The sequence below is a fragment of the Pseudactinotalea terrae genome (assembly GCF_009733845.1).
In the GTDB taxonomy this organism is placed as follows: domain Bacteria; phylum Actinomycetota; class Actinomycetes; order Actinomycetales; family Beutenbergiaceae; genus Pseudactinotalea; species Pseudactinotalea terrae.
On the sequence record NZ_WNXZ01000006.1, the window covers coordinates 304,819 to 322,247 of the forward strand.

The window sequence follows — 17,429 nt, forward strand, 5'->3', positions numbered from 1 at the left end:
GATGGTGCTGAGCATCGAGGGCGTGAGCGTCGTGTACCCCGGGAGCGCCGCGGCGGCGGTCGAGGACGTCACGGTGGAGGTCGGCGCCGGCGAGGTGCTGACGCTGCTGGGTCCCTCGGGGTGCGGCAAGTCATCGTTGCTGCGCGCCGTCGCGGGGCTCGAGCCGCTGGCCGAGGGGCGGGTCAGCTGGGACGGCCAGGACCTCGCCGACGTGCCCGTGCACCGGCGCGGCTTCGGGCTGATGTTCCAGGACGGCCAGCTGTTCCCGCACCGCGACGTGGCCGGGAACGTGGCGTTCGGGCTGCAGATGGCGCGGCGGCGGGATCGTGCGCGGGTGAGCGAGCTGCTTGAGCTCGTCGGACTGTCCGGCTACGAGCGGCGCCCGATCAGCACGTTGTCGGGAGGCGAGCAGCAGCGGGTCGCCCTGGCGCGTGCGCTCGCACCGCAGCCGCGGCTGCTGCTGCTCGACGAGCCGCTCTCTGCCCTGGACCGCGGGCTGCGGGAACGGTTGGCGGTCGAGATCGCCGAGATCCTCCGGGCCACCGGCACCACCGCGGTCTACGTGACGCACGATCACGACGAGGCGTTCACGGTCGCGCACCGTGTCGCTCTCATGCGCGCGGGTCGGATCGTGCAGATCGGTTCGCCCGACGAGCTGTGGGCCGCACCCGTGGACGCCGAGGCAGCCAGGTTCCTGGGGTACCGGGTGATCGGGACGGGTGACGGCGGTGCGCTCGCGCTCGGTCCGCGCGCCTTGCGGGTGGCCCGCCCGGGTGAGCAGACCGCGGCCCAGGGCGTGGTCGCCGGGCTGACGTTCGCGCGAGGTGAACGACTCGTGCTGGTCGACGTGCAGGGGTGGGGGCGGGTGCGAGCCCGCACGGGTGAGCTGCCTGCGCAGCCGGGTGCCGCCGTCGGGCTGGTGATCGACGAGAGCGGAGCGATCCGCCTCTGAGTGTGAGAGGTCCCCATGGCCAGGGGCTGCTGCCGGCGTGCGGCGCTGCCAGACTCGCGGGATGGGTGACTACTTCGACTGGTGGATCGGCGGCGGCACCTGGTACGACCGCAAGCAGCAGGAGGCCCTGGACGCGCTGCAGGCGAGCCAGGCGAGAACCTCGAGCCGGCTGCGGAGCCAGCTGCGTGAGGAGGCACGGCGGTCGCAGGATCTGGAGACCCGGCTGAGCAAGCTCGAGGACGCCGTCGTCGCCTCGATCGAGCTCGAAGACCTGCGTGGCGTGATGGAGAACTTCTCGGACGCCGTCGCCACGCGGCAGTATGCCCGCGACGTGCTCGCACGCATCCCGGCGCTCGGTCGGGTGGCGTCGCAGCAGAGCCCGCAGGTTCCTCCGGACGTGCCCGACTACTGGCTGCATCCCGCGGTGCGGTCGGTGGACGCGGGGCTGCGCGGCGACAGCGACGGTGAGCGTGGCCACGCCGACGAGGCACGACGGCGCGACCCCGTGCGCACGGCGCAGTTCCTCGCTGCGGTCGCGATCCTGCGGCGTACTGCGGTATCCGACCACGACCTCGCCACCCTGTGGCCCGCCGGCAGGCAGGTGAGCAGGTACCAGCGCTCGCTGTGGCTGGCGGTCGCGAACGGCGGGCTGGGTGAGGACGCCCGCGACTCGCTCGTGCACGCCCTCCGGTGGGCGTTGGGGCAGGGATCCCACAACGAGGGGCCCGAGCCGGCGAACGACCCGCTGCGGCTTGTGCGCGCCGTGCAGAGCGGGCCCGCCTACGAGCCGACGCCGCTCGAGGACCTGGTGGTGGACGAGCTCATCGGGGTCCGTGCGCCTTCCACCCCGCAGGCAGCGGCCGAGGCGCTCGAGACGCTGCGCGGGCGGGTGGAGACCGCGCTGGCGGGCGCGCGCTCGACGACGGCGGCCGACGAGGTCCCTGAGGGTGTCGCCGACCTCCTCGCCCAGGTGGTCTCGGCCGGTGCGCCTGCCGAGGAGCCGCTGGTGGCGCGGATCATCGAGCTGCGCCAGGCGATCGCGGCGATCGGAGCCAACACCTCGATCGCGACGCCCGGCCTGCTCGACGACGAGTCGCTCGACGTCGTGGAGCTGTTGCGCGCCGATCTCGCCGACGGCTCCGACCCCGGCGCGCACGGTGTGGCCGTCCGGGTGCTCCGGGAGCAGATCGAACGGGTCGGAGCCAGGCTGGTCGACGCTGCCGCGCAGCAGCAGCAGGACGCGGCGACGCTGCGGGTCGCCGGCGGCGTCACGGTCGAGCTGACCTCGCTCGGCCCGACCGACGCCCGCTGGCGCGAGCACGTCGTGGCCCGGGTCAGGCACCAGGTCCCGAGCAACGGCGGGGCCATCGGGAAGCTGGTCGGCGGCGGCGTGCTCGCGGTGCTCGGAGTCGTCCTCGGTGTCGCGTTCTCGCCGGGCTGGTACGTGCTCCTCGTGGCTGGCGGGGCGCTCGCGGGCTACGGCTACTGGGAGATGCGACGCAACACCGCGGAGGCCCAGCGCCGCACGGCCGCTGCCCTCGAGCAGGCCGACGAGCAGATCGCGAAGCGGTCCTCGGAGCTCGCGGGTGAGATCGCGCTGGCCCGGGAACGCCAGCTCGGCGCACCCGAGGAGTTGCGGCGGATCCGCGCGGCCCTCGCAGCGACCTCCTAGCACGGCGCGCACGTCCGGGTGAGCCTGCCGCGTACGGGTAGCGCCGTTGCGTAACTGACAGCTGGGTGGGTTGTGCAACGCGGACCGGGGCGGGGCGTTGCGCAAGTGACAGCTGCGTGGGTTGTGCAACGCGGACCGGGGCGGGGCGTTGCGCAAGTGACAGCTGGGTGGGTTCTGCAACGGCGACCATGGACGGGAGCGATATCGTCGGGTAGGATAGTTGAAAACTTGACTACAACCCATGCCGGGCGACCCTCGGCGACAAGGAGGCACGAACATGGATCGATTGGCACAGGACACCTCGATGGGCGACGTCGAGCTGCTCGTCCGCGACCTCGATGCGGTGCTGACGTACTACGCCGACGGCGTCGGGCTCGACGTCCTGCGCCACGACGGCCCCGAGGCGGTGCTCGGCCGCGGCGGCGAGCAGATCATGCGGCTCGTGCAGCGCTCGGACCTGCCCGAGTTCCAGCGCGGGGAGGCAGGGCTGTTCCACACGGCGATCCTCTTCGGTGACGAGGCGAGCCTGGCGCGCGCGGTGGCGAGCGTGGCGCGGTTCGCGCCCCGCAGCTTCACCGGCAGCTCCGACCACCTGGTCTCGCAGGCCTTCTACTTCGACGACCCCGAGGGCAACGGCGTGGAGCTGTACGTCGACCGGCCCCGGGAGCAGTGGACGCGCCATGCCGATGGCAGCGTCGAGATGGCGACCGCCTTCCTGGACCCGAACGCGTTCCTGCAGACGCACCTGCCGAACGCGCCGCAACCGGCGGCCGACGGCGCCGTCATCGGCCACGTCCACCTGCAGGTCGGCGACATCGCGCTTGCCGAGCAGTTCTACTCCGGCGTGCTGGGCTTCGACGTGATGGCGCGGTACGGCTCGCAGGCGCTCTTCGTCGCCGCGGGCGGCTACCACCACCACATCGGGATGAACACCTGGAACAGCCAGGGCGCCGGACCCCGCGCCGCCTCCCTCGGCCTCGGCCAGGTGAGCATCGAGCTCCCGACGACGGACGACGTGGACGCGCTCCGCTCTCGCCTCCGCGGTGCCGGCGTCGAGACCCGCCACGACGGTCAGACGCTCCGCTTCGACGACCCCTGGAAGACCCTGATCGAGGTCTTCCCAGCGGCCGCCTGAGCCCCATCGCGATGTCGATTCGGCCGCAGACCTGCCCGCTGGATGGCAGGCTCACGACGTGACGAATCTCGACCCGCGGCCGGCCGAGATGGACCTCGAGGTCCCGACGGCGTGCGGCCCGACCGTGCAGCTGCTCGAGGCTCGCGAGGTCCCGCTGGGCGGCATCCGCGCGATGACCGTGCGCCGCACGCTGCCGCAGCGGGCCCGTTCCACGGTGGGCGCCTGGTGCTTCCTCGATGCGTTCGGCCCCAGCTCGGACGAGCCGATGACCGTGCTGCCGCACCCGCACATCGGGCTGCAGACCGTCACCTGGCCGATGATCGGCGAGATCCGGCACCGCGACTCCCTCGGCTCCGACCTGCTGGTCCGCCCCGGCGAGCTCAACCTCATGACGGCCGGCACCGGCATCTCCCACTCCGAGGTCTCCGCCGAGGGTGCTGAGCTCATGGGCCTGCAGCTGTGGGCCGCGCTCCCCGACGGCGTCGACCAGCCCGCCTTCGAGCACGTGGGTGACCTGCCGCGACTGGTCGGCGAGCGGTGGTCCGGGATCGTGCTCGTCGGGCAGGTTGGCGAGGTCCGCTCACCTGCGACCGTGCACACGCCGATGCTCGGCGTGGACCTGACCGCCGAGCCGGGGGCGCGCGTCGATCTCCCCCTGGCGGAGGGCTTCGAGCACGCCCTGCTGGTCGTCGAGGGCGAGGCAGAGGTCGACGGCGTCGCCATCCCTGCCGGGCCCCTCGCGTTCCTGGGGATGGCACGGGAGCAGGTGAGCATCGCCGTCGGGCAGCCGGGAGCTCGGATGGTGCTCCTGGGCGGCGTCCCGTTCGAGGAGCCGATCGTGATGTTCTGGAACTTCGTGGGCCGCGACCACGAGCAGGTGGCTCAGGCGCGCGCCGACTGGGAGGCCGACGCCACGATGGCGCCGGCCGACCCGCGCCGCCGGTTCGGCACCGTGGCCGGGCACGGCCAGGACCGCATCCCGGCCCCCGTGGTGCCGGACGTGCGGCTCAAGCCGCGTCTGCCCCCGACCGCTCCGTGAGCGTGCGCTCCCACGCAGCTGCGCCGCCGGCGGGCCGGAACCCGAGCGCGACGTTGATGCTGAGCATGTAGTCGTTCTCCTCGGCGTTCCAGGTGTGCACGCGCTCGCCCTGCGGGTGCTCCGTCGCCAGGCGCTGCAGATTCGCGACCTTGAGCAGCATGCCGAGCCGGTGCCCGCGATGGTCGGCGCGCACGATGGTGTTGTCCTGGTAGACCGGTGGCGCCTTGTCCTCCTCGATCTGCAGGGCGGTGTAGCCGGCGAGCTCGCCCGATGGCCGGTGCAGCGCAGCGACGACGATGCTGTGCATGCCCTGGTCCCGCAGGTTCGCCTCCTGCTGCCGCACGCGCTCAGCGGTCCAGCTCTCCTCCTCGATGGTGAGACCGGCGCTCGGGGCGTCGGTGCTCATGCTGCGCAGCAGCTCGCAGTAGGAGTCGATGTGCTGCTCGGGAACCGCGTCGCCCCACGAGACGAGCTCATAGTCCTCACCTGCCTTGGCCGTGGCCTCGGCGCGGAACCGTGCCAGCGCGGCAGGATCGACGGGTACCTCGAGGACCGAGTGCCGCTCTGCCTGCTCGAGGCCGAAGCCGTGAGCGAGGGCGAACCGCGTGGCCGCATCCTGACCGGGCACGCGTCCAGATCCGGTGGGCGGGTCGATCGCGTCGGGGTCACCCGCCGCGGGCTCGGCCGCGTAGCCGGTCCAGGCCTGCAGCACGGTGCGGCCGTGCGCGCGCGCTTGGGCGAGGCCGTGCTGCCACAGCGCCTCGCCCACGCCACGCCGTCGGGCATCGGGCCGCGTCCCGACCCAGACGTCTGCGCTCGAGGTGTTGTCCTGCAGCGGGATCCAGGTCGAGCCGATCCCGAGGACGTCCTCGGCCGTGGGGTTCTCGACGTCGGCCGGAACGGCCAGCGTGCGCAGCTTGAGAGTGCTCTCCTGATGGGTGAGCCCGGCGGCGACCTGCCGCGCGGTGACCGCGAAGTCGTCGTTGCCCCAGACCTCGGCCTCGAGGGCGGAGAGCAGCGTCGCGGTGGCACGAACTTCCCAACCGGGCTCGGCGGTGGCCGAGTCCGGTACCGGGACATCGATGATCCGGTAGCTCATTCGCTCAGGGTGACGGGTAGGCCTACCCCTCGTCACGTCATTTGCGCCCGACCAGCCGTTGTTACCCTCGCGGGGAAGCGGAGGTGACCGGATATGCATGGAGGCTCGTGGATCGGGGCGATCGTCCCGTTGCTGTTCGTGGCGCTGTTCGTCGGCGCGCTCTGCCTCGCCTGGTACGTCAACAAGAAGCGGCGTGAGGCTGCGCAGGCCTTCGCCAGGGCGCGTGGTTGGACCTACACCGCGAAGGTGCCGAGCCTGACCCAGCGCTGGCAGTCGGCACCGTTTCAGCGCGGCCACAGCCGCAGGGCGTCCAACGTGCTGACCGGAACCTTCCAGGACATGCCGGTGGTCTCGTTCACCTACCAGTACACGACCGGTAGCGGCAAGAACCAGAGCACCTCCTACTTCCACGTCGTCGCCCTCAGCCTGCCGGCCCGGCTCCCGTGGCTGCGGCTGAGCGCCGACGGCGCCGGTGCGAGCGTCGCGAAGTTCTTCGGCGGGCAGGACATCCGGTTCGAGTCCAAGGCGTTCAACGACGCCTGGCGCGTGCAGGGGCAGGACGAGAGGTACGCCTACGACTTCGTCCACCCGCGCATGATGGAGCGGCTGATGGCGCGGGACGCGCTCGGTCGCACGATCACGGTCGAGGGCTCCGACATCTTCATGGTCGTCGGTGGCCGCCAGGTGCTCGAGGCCATCGACGTCTACGTCAACACCCTCTACGGCGTCTACCAGCAGATCCCTCGGCACCTCTGGCTCAACGTCGGCTACGACCCGCTGGTGGGGAAGGAGTGAACCGCGCTCGTGTCGCGGCTCTGGTCGCGCTCGGACTCGGTGCCGCCGCGGCCGTCACGGCTTGCTCCTCGCCCGACCCTGCCGCCGTGGCCGCGGTGGGGTTCGACGGCAGCGCCTACATGGCCGTGCTCCGCATGTGCGACGAGGGCCGCTCGCTCACCTACGTGCAGTTCGCCGAGGGCGCCGACGGCGATCCCGCTCTCGCTTGGATCGGGCGCACCGTGGAGCCCATCACCTTCTTCCGGATCGACTCCGAGCCGCCCGACAACTGGGTGCTCGATGTCGACGGCGGGCTGGTCAGCGACGTTCCGTACAGCTTCACGGCCACGGCCGATGACCTCACGGTGGCCGGCCCGGAGGTCACGCTCGCCGAGCTCAACGACCTCGAGGCCGGCACCGTCATCGATGCGGCCGGCACCGCACAACCCGTCGACGACTTCCTCGAGCAGGCCTGCTCGCCATAGGAGCGCCCACCTCGGTGGAGCAGCGGTGGGCGAGCGTCCACCTCGGCGGAGCAGCGGTGGGTGGGCGGCCACTCGCGTGCTTGCCGTGGGCGCTGTCGCACCAGGCGCTCCGCGTGGTGGGCGCTGACTCACCGGCCCGTGCGGTTTGCGGGGCGTCGGGCCCGGGCGCCCGCGGCGCGGGTGCGGTGGGCGACGTCCCGCTGGTGTCGGCGCTGCTGTGCCACGATGACGCCATGGGTCTGCCGCGGAAGCTCCTGGGTGCCGACGAGGATGTCATCCTCCACATGCGCACGCACGGCAAGGACCTCGTCCTGCCCGTCCTCGGTCTGGTGCTGCTGGCCGCCATCACCTGGGTGAGCATGGCCTTCATGCCGGCGTCATGGACGCCGGTGGGCACGTGGGTCGTGGGCGCGATCGTTGCCGTGCTGTTCGTGATCATGGTGCTGGTGCCGTTCCTGCGCTGGCGCACCACGACCTACACGCTGACCGACCGCCGGGTGATCACCCGCCGGGGGATCATCAACAAGTCGGGTCACGACATCCCGCTCTCGCGCATCAACAACGTCACCTACGAGCGCAGCCTGCTGGACCGGGTCCTCGGCTGCGGCACGCTGCAGCTGACGACAGCGGCCGAGGCGCCGGTGACGCTCGACGACGTGCCCGACGTCGAGCGTGTCCACGTGGTGATGACCGAGCTGTTGTTCGGCGACGAGGCGGGTGCGGCCGCGAAGGCCGCCGAGGACGACTGAGCCTCACCACACTCGCCGCCCGTACGATCGTTGCCATGAGTGAATCGGGTCTGCAGCAGGCACGCGACAAGATGGCAGGGGCCGGGGTCAGCCCGGTCGCGATCGAGGTCTTCAGCCACTACTACCGGCAGCTGGAGGAAGGGGCCACGGGTCTCATCCCCGAGTCCACGATCGACCCGATGCTGGAGGTCCCGCAGCTGAGCGACGTCGAGATCTCCGACGCCGATGCCGCCGCCGCTCTCGATGCCACCGTGGTCATCAAGCTCAACGGCGGTCTCGGTACCTCGATGGGCATGGACAAGGCGAAGTCGCTGCTGCCGGTCCGCGACGGCAAGTCCTTCCTCGACCTGATCGTGCAGCAGGTGCGCAGCGCTCGCGCCGCCACCGGTGCGCGGCTGCCGCTGCTGTTCATGAACTCGTTCCGCACCCAGTCCGACACCCTCGCGGCGCTGGCCGCGTACCCCGACCTCGCCGTGGAGGGCGTCCCGCTCGATTTCCTCCAGAGCAAGGAACCCAAGCTCCGTGCGGACGACCTGACCCCGGTCGACTGGCCGGCCGACCCCGAGCTCGAGTGGTGCCCGCCGGGGCACGGCGACCTCTACCCGTCGCTGCTCGGCTCCGGCGTCCTGAAGGCGCTGCTGGACCAGGGCTTCACGTACGCCTCGGTCTCGAACGCCGACAACCTCGGCGCCGGCCCGAACGCCCAGATCGCCGGCTGGTTCGCCGCTTCGGGTGCACCCTACGCCGCCGAGGTGTGCACCCGCACGGCCAACGACCGCAAGGGCGGGCACCTGGCGATCCGCAAGTCCGACGGCCAGCTGATCCTGCGGGACACCGCGATGACGCCCGATGAGGACATGCACTTCTTCACGGACGAGCACGTGCACCCGTACTTCCACACCAACAACCTGTGGTTTGACCTGCGCGAGCTCGACCGGGTGCTGACCGAGCGCGACGGCGTGCTGGGACTGCCGCTGATCAAGAACGTCAAGACGGTCGATCCGGCAGACTCGACCTCCCCCGAGGTGATCCAGATCGAGTCGGCGATGGGCACCGCCGTCGAGGTGTTCGAAGGCGCGACGGCGATCGCCGTCGGGCGCGAGCGGTTCCTGCCGGTCAAGACCACCAACGAGCTGCTCCTGCTGCGCTCGGACGTCTACGACCTCGGCGACGACGGCCGGCTCACCCAGGCGTCCGCCATCCCGGCGATCGACCTCGACAGCGGCTACTTCAAGAAGATCGACGCCTTCGAGAAGCGGTTCGCGAGCGGCGCCCCGAGCCTGCGCGACGCGACCTCGCTGACCGTCAAGGGCGACTGGACCTTCGGCTCCGACGTGCGCGTGACCGGAGCCGCCACGCTCGCCGACACCGGGTCGCCCGAGCGCGTCGCCGACGGCAGCGAGCTCTCTGCCTGATGCCGCGAGCCGACGCACACCGCGGACCGTGACTCCGGTGCCATATCGGCACCTCGGTCACCCTCGCGGGTCCTCCGGCGTGACTCCAGTGCCGATGTGGCACTTCGGTCACGCAAGTCGATCAGATTCGCCGGAGCCTCGAGCTCATGGCTGCACGTCGAGCACCCACGGCTTGCCCGGCCGAGCCGGTTCATGGAGGTTCACGTCGAACGCGGCGCCGATCTCGTCGGCGACCGCGGGCACGTCCTTGCCGGTCGAGCCGGCCACGCACAGGTGCCGCGCGACCAGGCCCCGGGTGTGCTTGGCGAAGTGACTCGCGCCGGGCACGCGGATCTGCACCCATCGGTCGGCCAGCTCGGCCGTCGGGCGCCAGAGCGGCAGATAGCTGCTCGACCTGCCGTCGACGATCACACCGCGCCCGGCTGCCTCGGCGAGCGGCTCTGCCAGGTGCGGCCGCCAGTACGCCTCGAGGCCCGCGGGGCTCCGCAGGCCGTCGAGGCTCGCGCAGATCGGGAGCCTGTACGGCGGCAGCGGGTCGGCCATGCGGACGGCCCCGAACAGCGCTGAGGTCACCACCAGCCAGCGCCGGGCGCGTCGCCGTGCGGCGCCCTCCATCGACTCGAGATCCAGCGCGTCGTACAGCACGCCCGTGTACAGCCGCTCGGCCGGGAGGGTGCCGATCTCGCGGATCTGCACGTTCCGCGCGACCTCGTGCGCCGCACCCGCAGGGGCGGTCAGCCGTGCCACGGCGTCCGGCCGCGCGCTCGTGGTGGCGAGGGCGTCGAGCACGTGGGCGCGGGCGTCGGCGAGCTCGGGGAACGACAACCGGGTCAGGTCGACCGGCCGCCCTCTCCCACGCTGCGCCTTGCCCTCCGACGGGGGCAGCAGGATCAGCACCCGGTCAGCGTACGGCCGCTCAGACCGCCGTGAGCGCGGGCAGCACGTGGTGCTCCAGCAGCGGCGCGAGATCCGCCGGGCGGGGCCCGGTCGGGTCGAGCCAGCGCAGCTCCTCGATCTCCGCCGCCGGCTCGCCGACCGGCACGCTCCGGTGCTCGAACACCTCGGCGTGGACCTGGGTCGCGGCCTCGTTCGCCGCGTCGGCCAGGAACGTGCCGAGATGGCGCAGCGCGGCGGGCTCGAGGTCGATCAGCAGCTCCTCCTGCACCTCGCGCAGCGCGGTCTCGGCCGGGCTCTCGCCCGCCTCGGGCTTGCCGCCCGGCAGCATGAACCGCGCGGTCCCGCGCTTGCGAACGGTGAGCACGCGGCCCTGATGATCTCGGAGCACGACGGCGCTCACCCGGATGATCTCGTTGGTCACCTGCCCACCCCGTCAGTCGGCCGGCGGGTCGACGGCGTGGCGTCCGCGGCGGCGTGCTGCGGCCTCGTCGGCATGGATCCGGCTGATCCCGCGGACCGGTGTCGCCATCGGCGCGGGCACCGCAGGTCGACCGGCGGCTCGGCGGCCCACGGGCCGGCCGGCAGCCGCCTCCGAGACCTCGGTCACCGCCGCGGCCAGGCGTGCGCGGTTCGATCCGGTCAGGTGGGGCACCACCTGGCGCGCGAAGCGTTCGAGGCTCGCGTGCGTGTCCGCCCGATCCGCCCACCCGGCGACCTCGACCAGCATCGTCCCCGCACCCTCGCTCAGGTCGAGGACGCGCTCGAGATGTGCCACTGCCATCGCCGGGGTGCCCACGACACCGAGGCCGGCATCGTGCAGCCCGTCCACGAGCGCCTCCGAGTCGGATCCGGCGGGCACCACGCCAGGCAGCGAGGTGCGCGCGTACTCGGCCCAGCGCGCCATGCCGTACCGGACCTGCCGGCGCGCCTCGATCTCGGTCTCGGCGAGGTGCATCCGCGTCACCAGCGACCAGCGTGAGCGTGGAATCTTGCGACCCCGGCCACGCGCGGCCGCCTCGGCGCGCTCCCAGGTAAGCGCTATCGGGTTCTCACGGCCGAGACCCGTGGACTCGGCAGCAGCCGTGCTGATCAGCCCGAGCCCGAACTTCCCGGCGAGCTCCGGGCCGGCGGAGTCGCCGAGGGAGACGGCGCGAGCGTCGAGCTGCGCCCGCGGCAGCAGCTGCGGGCTGTGATCGCGCAGCACCCAGGGCGCGTGCCGCGGTGTCACCGACAGCCCTCGCTTCCCGCGGAGCAGATGCGAGACGGCCTCGACCGTCTCGGCGATCGTCGGCTCGGCGTCGGCGACGAGACCCACCGCAGCGGCGTCCACGGAGCTGACATCGGCGCTCAACCCGAGCAGGAACCGGCCGCGGGTCAGGTGATCGAGCTGCGCTGCGCCGTCGACCAGGTTCGCGGGGTGGCGACGCGCCGGGTCCATCACGGCGCCGAGCCGGATGTGCTGCGTGCGCGCCGCGGCGTGCGCGGCCAGCAGCATCGGGTCGGAGACGACCTGCCACCCGCCGCTGTGACGCTCGGTCCACCAGAGCTCGTCGAACCCGAGCTGGTCGGCATGCTCGGCGAGCGCGACCTCGTCCGCGAGCTGCAGCGCCGCCGAGTGGTCCGGGCGGTGCAGGCTGTGCGAGAGGACTCCGAATCGCAGCGGCTCGGTCATCGCGCGGCGTCCGGTCGCATCGTGCTGGGCATGCGAGGGCAAGGCTGTGCTGGCATTCGCTCACGTCTCGTCGAGGTCGAGTGTCGTCGGCGCTCCCCTGGCGCGCGGACGACGCGTGATGATCTTCTCCAGACCTGGGGTGACCGTCAAGGCACCCGGTGCCTCGCCCGGTACCGTCGTGCTGTGACCTTCTTCCCTGACGGCGAGACCGAGATCCCGAACCAGACCCCGGTGCCCGGGGTACGCGACGGGCAGGTGCCACCGGGCCGGCCGACGACCGATGGCCCGGTCGGGGCTGCGCGGCCGCGGACCGACAGCGCGCTCGCCAAGAAGTTCGTCCGGATGGCGATCATCAACGGCGTCGTGCTGGTGGCGGCGGTGCTGCTCGCGTACGTCTTCCCGGTCACCGAGGACCCCGCCGCGCAGACCGGCATCGTGGTGGGCGCGGCCATCCTCTGCTCGATCCATACGACGTTCGTGGTGATGTCTCACCAGCGCCGTCGGCAGGCACAAGGGTTGGCCACCGGCAGCGGGCAGGCCCCGCCTGCCGCCCCGCACGTCCGGGGCGTGGCCGACGCCCAGCCGTACGGCGCCGTCGACGCCGCTGCGCCGAGCGCGCCCATCGGTGGCTTCTCGCTCACGGTCGAGGACGTGTTCACGATCACCGGCCGCGGCATCGTGGTCACCGGTCGGGTGGCCTCGGGTCGGCTGCACGAGGGGCAGACCGTGGTGATCCAGCGCGGCGGCGTCGGGCAGGTCGAGGTCAAGGTCGTCGGCATCGAGATGTTTCGGCAGTTGGTCCAGACCGCCGAGGCCGGCGACAACGTCGGCCTGTTGCTGCGGCGCGTCACGCGTGACGACGTCCACCGCGGCGACGTCATCGCCGCCTAGCGGCTACTGCGCCGCCGGCTCGGCGGCGTGCTTGGCGCGCCGGCCACGGAGGCGCGCCGACCCGGTGACCTCGGCCTCGCCGTCCTCGGCCGGCTCCTGCTCGGCCTGCTCGCCGTCGCCCTCCACGGCGGAGCCGCGTCCGCGGCGTCGCTGGGTGGCGCGCTGGCCCATCGTGTAGATGACGGGCACGATCACGAGCGTCAGCAGGGTCGAGCTGATGAGACCACCGATCACGACGATCGCCAGGGGCTGCGAGATGAAGGCGCCACCGCCGGTCACACCGAGCGCCATCGGCAGCAGCGCGAAGATCGTCGCGGCGGCCGTCATCACGATCGGGCGGAGGCGCTTGCGTGCACCTTCGACCACGGCCTCCTCGAGATCTCGCCCCTGCGCGCGGTACTGGTTGATGAGGTCGATCAGCACGATGGCGTTGGAGACCACCACCCCGACCAGCATCAGTGCTCCGATCAGCGCCGGCACCCCCAGCGGGGTGTCGGTGACCAGCAGACCCACGAGCGCACCGGTCGCCGCGAACGGGACCGACACCAGCAGGATCAGTGGCTGCGCGAGCGAGTTGAAGGTCGCGACCAGCACGATGTAGATGATCGCGATCGCCAGCACGAGCGCGAGGCCCAGGTCGGAGAACGCGTCGGCCTGCTCGGCCGCCGCACCGGCGACGGTGACCTCGGTGCCAGGGGGCAGCTCGAGCGCCTCCATCTTCTCGTTGAGCTCGGTGCTCAGCGAGCCGAGGTCGTCGATGTTCGGGGTGACCGCGACCGTCACGGTACGGCGACCGTCGGTCCGGGTGATCGCCGAGGCGGTCTGCACCACCTCGACCGTGGCGATGTCGCTCAGCAGCACCGGTCCGGCCGAGCCGGTGATCGGCAGCGCCGCGAGCTCGTCGAGGTCGGCGGGCGACTCGGCGAAGCTGGCGATCACGGACACCTCGGCCCCGCCTGAGTCGATCGTGCCGATCTCGGCATCGGTCATCGCCCCGGCCACCGCGATCGACACCGCGGTCTCGGTCAGCCCGGCGGCCGCCGCGGCAGCGCGGTCGACCGTCACCTGGATGACCGGCTGGTCGGCGGCGAGCGAGGTGCTCAGCTCGGCGATGCCGTCCATGCCCTCGACCGAGTCGTAGACGATCTGCCCGGCCTCGGCGAGCGCGTCGATCTCGTCCGCCGTGATCACCAGGTCGATCGTGGTGGTGCCGAGGCCGGCATCCCCACCGGCGACGCTGATGCCGGTGACCCGACCGGTGACGAGGTCGGCGACGGCGTCGCGCACCTCCGCCTCGGCGCTCTCGCCGTCGGCCTCGGGATCGAGCGTGATCGCGAAGCTCGCCTGGTTGCCGCCACCGCCGAAGAAGGCGGCGAAGCCGCCCGCCGAGCCGACCGTGCTCTGCACGGTCTCGACGGCGTCGATCGCCATCAGGGCCTCCTCGACCTGCTGAGCGGCGCTGTCCTGAGCCTGCAGGGAGGTCCCGGGCTGGAAGTCCTGGGTGACCGTGAGCGTGTCCTGCCCCGAGCTGCCGAGGAAGTTGGTCTGCAGCAGCGGCGTGAGCGCGACCGTGCCACCGAGCACGGCCACGGCGACCACGAGCGCGACGACGGGCCGGCGCAGCGATGCCTTGAGCAGCGGCAGGTAGGAGCGCTGCCAGATACCGCGGCGCTCCTTGGCCTCGGCCTCCGCGCGAGCCTTCTCGGCGGCCTCGAGGTCGGTCGCGCCGTCGGGGGCCTTGATGAACCAGTAGGCGAGCACCGGGATGATCGTCAGGGCCACGAACAGCGACGCCAGCATGCCGATCGCCACCGTGACGGCGAACGGCCGGAACAGCTCGCCCACGAACCCGCCGACGAACGCGATCGGGGCGAACACGGCCACGGTGGCGATGGTCGCGGAGGTGATCGCGCCTGCGACCTCCTTGACGGCGAGCAGGATCGCGTCCTTGCGCGCCTCCCCGTACGAGAGGTGTCTCTTGATGTTCTCGATGACCACGATCGCGTCGTCGACCACGCGCCCGATCGAGATCGTCAGTGCCGCCAGCGTCAGCAGGTTGAGCGAGTAGCCCACGACCTCCATGACGATGAACGCCGTCAGCAGCGACAGCGGGATCGACACGGCCGAGACCAGCGTCGAGCGCAACGACAGCAGGAACAGCAGGATCACCACGATGGCGAAGACGAGCCCGAGCATGCCCTCGGTCGCGAGCCCCTCGATCGACTCGGTGATGAAAGGTGCCTGGTCGAACGTGATGGCCACCTCGACGCCCTGCGCGTCGAGCCGGTCACCGAGGTCCGCGATCACCTGCTGCACGGCCTCGGACACCTCGACGACGTTGCCGTCCGGGGTCTTCGTGATCGCGATCGACAGCGAGGGCTCGCCGTTGAGGCGCGACAGCGAGGTGGCGGCCGCCTCCTGGTCGACCACCTCGGCGACGTCGCCGAGCGTCACCGTCGAGCCGTCAGGCGCCGTGCCGAGCGGGATCGCGACCAGGTCCTCGACGCTCGTGATCGGGGTGCCGGTCTCGACGGTGAGGCTCTCCTCGCCATCGGTCAGGGTGCCGGCGGGGATCCGCAGCCCGAAGTCGTCGAGAACCTCCAGCACGTCCTGCGGCGTGAGACCGGTCGGGAGCAGTGCCGCCATGTCGACGTCGACCGCGATCTCCCTCACCGCCTGACCGCTGACCGTGACCGACCGCGCGCCATCGATGTCCTCGAGCTCGGGCACGATGATGTCCTCGACCACGCCGGCGAGCGTGTCGCCGTCGTCAGCGCCCCCGCCCGCCGCGACAGCGAGCTGGATGACCGGCAGGTCGTCGATCGACCCGGCGATCACCTGCGGATCGACGTCCTCGGGCAGCAGCTGGGAGGCGGTGTCCAGAGCCGAGCGCAGGTCCGCGAGCGCGGTCGGCATGTCGGTGCCGTACTGGAACATCACCGTCGTGGTCGAGACGTTGGTGGCCGACGTCGAGGTCATGTCCTCGATGCCGTCGACACCGGCGACGGCCTCCTCGAGCACGGTCGTCACGCGGTCCTCGACCACCTCGGGAGAGGCGCCCGGGTAGGTGCCGAAGACCACCGCGGCCGGGAAGCTGATCGGCGGGATCAGCTCCTGCCGCAGCGAGGTGAGGCTGACGATGCCGAGTGCCGCGATCGCGGCGGTGATCAGCGCCGTCAGGGCGCGGCGGCTGAGCGAGAAACGCGCGAGGTAGTGCACGGGCATGCTCCAGGGCGGGGGTGGACCAGGCGAAATTTAGGGTAACCCGAAGGATTGCTCGTGAGACCGGCGGGGTCAGGCCGATTCGGTGACATCGGTCACCGCGCGTCGCAGCACCGCCGCGGCCCGGGCGATCAGGGCGAGCTCGTCGTCGCTCAGGTGATCGAGGATGCCGGCGTCGATCTCCGTGGGGCCGAGCACCGCGTCGCGCCACGCGGCCACCCCGGTCGCGGTGGCGTGGACGACACGGGACCGGCCGTCGTCGGGATCCGGGCGGCGTTCGGCGAAGCCTGCCTTCTCGAGACCGTCGACCAGTCCCGTGACGCTCGCGGCGCTGACGCCGAGCGCCCGCGCGAGATCTCCTGCGGGCTGCGGGCCGTGCATCTCGAGCACCACGAGCGCGTGCAGGCGCGCGGCCGACAGATGGGTGTCGAGCAGCCGCTGCAGCCGGTGCTTGACCATCGTGGCCGCGATCGCCTCGTGGTTCTCGGCGATGGCGGCCAGCAGGTTGGCTCGGTCGGGTTCCGCCATGGGAGGGGGAGCACGTCAGCGTCCGCGGGCGCCGGCCTTGGCCGCGACCCCCGGCGGTACCACCTTGAGGAGTGCCACGATCGCCTTGTAGCGCTTCGAGGGCACGCTGATCGACCTGCCCCGGTCGATGTCGCGCAGCGACTCGGCGATGACGTCGGGGGCGGTCAGCCACATCCAGCCCGGGACGCCTTCCTTGCCCGCGGGCAGGCCGAGTCGCGCGTGGAACTCGGTATGGGTGTAGCCGGGGCAGACGGCGGTGGCGGTGACTCCGCGCGGACCGTACTCGCCGGTCATCCAGCGGCTGATCTCCACGAGCCACCGCTTGCACGCGGCGTAGGTGGAGCGTGGCAGGAACGCAGCGACCGATGCGACATTGACGATCCGGCCGTCACCACGGGCGAGCATGCCGCCCAGCGCGGCGTGCATGAGCCGCAGCGGCACCTCGTTGTGCAGCCGCAGGTGCCGCACCTCGTCGTCGACCGCGTTCCGCTCGAAACGCAGCCCCATCCCGAAGCCGGCGTTGTTGATCAGCATGTCGACCGGCTCGGCCTCGTTCGTCAGTCGCTCCTCGACGCGGGAAAGCTGCTCCGGGTCGAGCAGGTCGGCAGGGAGGACCTCGATCTCTACGCCCAGGCGTCCGAGCTCGGCGGCCAGCGCCGTCAAGGCCTGCTCGTTGCGCGCCACCAGCACCAGGTCGTCGCCCCGGGCCGCCAGCTGCCGGGCGTACTCGGCGCCCAGGCCCGTGCTCGCCCCGGTGATCAACGCTCGCGTCATGGGCTCACCCTAGAGGCGTGCCCGGTGCGGTGCCGGACCTGCGATCTCGTGCGGGAGATGTGGAGGTCGCCGGGGGATCCGGAGCGCTGTGGTCGTCTCAGGTGTCGTGGGCTCGACGGCGGTGG

The 17,429-nt window shown here is 71.8% G+C and carries 16 protein-coding genes; 9 read left to right on the forward strand and 7 right to left on the reverse strand.

What is annotated here, in order from left to right; translation table 11 throughout:
* Window position 1: 1 nt before the first annotated feature.
* The 4 genes from GPA03_RS18475 to GPA03_RS18490 all read left to right on the forward strand — a co-directional run bounded on the left by GPA03_RS18475 (window position 2) and on the right by GPA03_RS18490 (window position 4,798).
* Window positions 2-952: an ABC transporter ATP-binding protein gene (locus tag GPA03_RS18475; protein WP_156253519.1), complete on the forward strand. Its 951-nt coding sequence runs from the start codon at window positions 2-4 to the stop codon at window positions 950-952.
* A gap of 61 nt (window positions 953-1,013) precedes the next feature.
* On the forward strand, window positions 1,014-2,624 hold the full coding sequence (locus GPA03_RS18480) for a hypothetical protein (RefSeq protein ID WP_156253520.1): 1,611 nt from the start codon (window positions 1,014-1,016) through the stop codon (window positions 2,622-2,624).
* Window positions 2,625-2,901: 277 nt separating this feature from the next.
* On the forward strand, window positions 2,902-3,759 hold the full coding sequence (locus tag GPA03_RS18485; protein WP_156253521.1) for a VOC family protein: 858 nt from the start codon (window positions 2,902-2,904) through the stop codon (window positions 3,757-3,759).
* A gap of 58 nt (window positions 3,760-3,817) precedes the next feature.
* Window positions 3,818-4,798, forward strand: coding sequence for a pirin family protein (locus tag GPA03_RS18490; RefSeq protein ID WP_156253522.1), 981 nt, complete (start codon window positions 3,818-3,820; stop codon window positions 4,796-4,798).
* Here GPA03_RS18490 and GPA03_RS18495 read toward each other — a convergent pair.
* Window positions 4,767-5,897 (reverse strand): GNAT family N-acetyltransferase, encoded by a 1,131-nt coding sequence (locus GPA03_RS18495; protein ID WP_156253523.1) that lies wholly within the window; start codon window positions 5,895-5,897, stop codon window positions 4,767-4,769. The genes GPA03_RS18490 and GPA03_RS18495 overlap by 32 nt on opposite strands.
* 93 nt (window positions 5,898-5,990) lie before the next feature.
* Between GPA03_RS18495 and GPA03_RS18500 the strand changes: the two genes are divergently transcribed.
* The 4 genes from GPA03_RS18500 (at window position 5,991) to GPA03_RS18515 (ending at window position 9,320) form a co-directional block, all read left to right on the forward strand.
* On the forward strand, window positions 5,991-6,692 hold the full coding sequence (locus GPA03_RS18500; RefSeq protein ID WP_156253524.1) for a hypothetical protein: 702 nt from the start codon (window positions 5,991-5,993) through the stop codon (window positions 6,690-6,692).
* The gene (locus tag GPA03_RS18505; RefSeq protein ID WP_156253525.1) at window positions 6,689-7,156 is read left to right on the forward strand and encodes a hypothetical protein; all 468 of its coding nucleotides are present in this window, start codon (window positions 6,689-6,691) and stop codon (window positions 7,154-7,156) included. The genes GPA03_RS18500 and GPA03_RS18505 overlap by 4 nt, the downstream gene beginning before the upstream one ends.
* A 233-nt stretch (window positions 7,157-7,389) precedes the next feature.
* Complete coding sequence (locus GPA03_RS18510; protein ID WP_156253526.1) at window positions 7,390-7,905, forward strand: PH domain-containing protein; 516 nt, start codon at window positions 7,390-7,392, stop codon at window positions 7,903-7,905.
* A gap of 35 nt (window positions 7,906-7,940) precedes the next feature.
* Complete coding sequence (locus GPA03_RS18515; protein WP_156253527.1) at window positions 7,941-9,320, forward strand: UTP--glucose-1-phosphate uridylyltransferase; 1,380 nt, start codon at window positions 7,941-7,943, stop codon at window positions 9,318-9,320.
* Window positions 9,321-9,464: 144 nt separating this feature from the next.
* On the opposite strand, the gene GPA03_RS18520 is transcribed toward GPA03_RS18515, so the two are convergent.
* From GPA03_RS18520 to GPA03_RS18530, 3 genes are read right to left on the reverse strand one after another with little or no spacing between them, the layout of a single operon-like run.
* Complete coding sequence (locus GPA03_RS18520) at window positions 9,465-10,217, reverse strand: YaaA family protein (protein WP_156253528.1); 753 nt, start codon at window positions 10,215-10,217, stop codon at window positions 9,465-9,467.
* A 19-nt stretch (window positions 10,218-10,236) separates the two neighbouring features.
* Window positions 10,237-10,638, reverse strand: a complete 402-nt coding sequence (locus GPA03_RS18525) for an NUDIX hydrolase (protein ID WP_206673632.1) — start codon at window positions 10,636-10,638, stop codon at window positions 10,237-10,239.
* Window positions 10,639-10,650: 12 nt separating this feature from the next.
* Window positions 10,651-11,889: an LLM class flavin-dependent oxidoreductase gene (locus GPA03_RS18530; protein WP_156253529.1), complete on the reverse strand. Its 1,239-nt coding sequence runs from the start codon at window positions 11,887-11,889 to the stop codon at window positions 10,651-10,653.
* Between the two features lie 183 nt (window positions 11,890-12,072).
* On the opposite strand from GPA03_RS18530, the gene GPA03_RS23185 reads away from it, so the two are divergent.
* Entirely contained in the window at window positions 12,073-12,780 is a 708-nt protein-coding gene (locus tag GPA03_RS23185; protein ID WP_206673633.1) for an EF-Tu/IF-2/RF-3 family GTPase, read from the forward strand.
* Between the two features lie 3 nt (window positions 12,781-12,783).
* Here the strand turns inward: GPA03_RS23185 and GPA03_RS18540 are convergent, their stop codons facing one another.
* The 3 genes from GPA03_RS18540 to GPA03_RS18550 form a co-directional block, all read right to left on the reverse strand.
* Window positions 12,784-15,999 (reverse strand): efflux RND transporter permease subunit, encoded by a 3,216-nt coding sequence (locus GPA03_RS18540; protein WP_156253531.1) that lies wholly within the window; start codon window positions 15,997-15,999, stop codon window positions 12,784-12,786.
* Window positions 16,000-16,074: 75 nt separating this feature from the next.
* On the reverse strand, window positions 16,075-16,530 hold the full coding sequence (locus tag GPA03_RS18545; RefSeq protein WP_156253532.1) for a MarR family winged helix-turn-helix transcriptional regulator: 456 nt from the start codon (window positions 16,528-16,530) through the stop codon (window positions 16,075-16,077).
* Window positions 16,531-16,545: 15 nt separating this feature from the next.
* Window positions 16,546-17,304: an SDR family NAD(P)-dependent oxidoreductase gene (locus GPA03_RS18550; RefSeq protein ID WP_156253533.1), complete on the reverse strand. Its 759-nt coding sequence runs from the start codon at window positions 17,302-17,304 to the stop codon at window positions 16,546-16,548.
* Between the last annotated feature and the right edge of the window lie 125 nt (window positions 17,305-17,429).

Bases quoted from the DNA above. Each gene is read 5' to 3' on its own strand.
- GPA03_RS18475 (WP_156253519.1), top strand. From the start codon at position 2: ATGGTGCTGAGCATCGAGGGCGTGAGCGTCGTGTACCCCGGGAGCGCC.
- GPA03_RS18550 (WP_156253533.1), bottom strand. From the start codon at position 17,304: ATGACGCGAGCGTTGATCACCGGGGCGAGCACGGGCCTGGGCGCCGAG.
- GPA03_RS18485 (WP_156253521.1), top strand. From the start codon at position 2,902: ATGGATCGATTGGCACAGGACACCTCGATGGGCGACGTCGAGCTGCTC.
- GPA03_RS18545 (WP_156253532.1), bottom strand. From the start codon at position 16,530: ATGGCGGAACCCGACCGAGCCAACCTGCTGGCCGCCATCGCCGAGAAC.
- GPA03_RS18515 (WP_156253527.1), top strand. From the start codon at position 7,941: ATGAGTGAATCGGGTCTGCAGCAGGCACGCGACAAGATGGCAGGGGCC.
- GPA03_RS18495 (WP_156253523.1), bottom strand. From the start codon at position 5,897: ATGAGCTACCGGATCATCGATGTCCCGGTACCGGACTCGGCCACCGCC.
- GPA03_RS18530 (WP_156253529.1), bottom strand. From the start codon at position 11,889: ATGACCGAGCCGCTGCGATTCGGAGTCCTCTCGCACAGCCTGCACCGC.
- GPA03_RS18510 (WP_156253526.1), top strand. From the start codon at position 7,390: ATGGGTCTGCCGCGGAAGCTCCTGGGTGCCGACGAGGATGTCATCCTC.
- GPA03_RS18500 (WP_156253524.1), top strand. From the start codon at position 5,991: ATGCATGGAGGCTCGTGGATCGGGGCGATCGTCCCGTTGCTGTTCGTG.
- GPA03_RS18480 (WP_156253520.1), top strand. From the start codon at position 1,014: ATGGGTGACTACTTCGACTGGTGGATCGGCGGCGGCACCTGGTACGAC.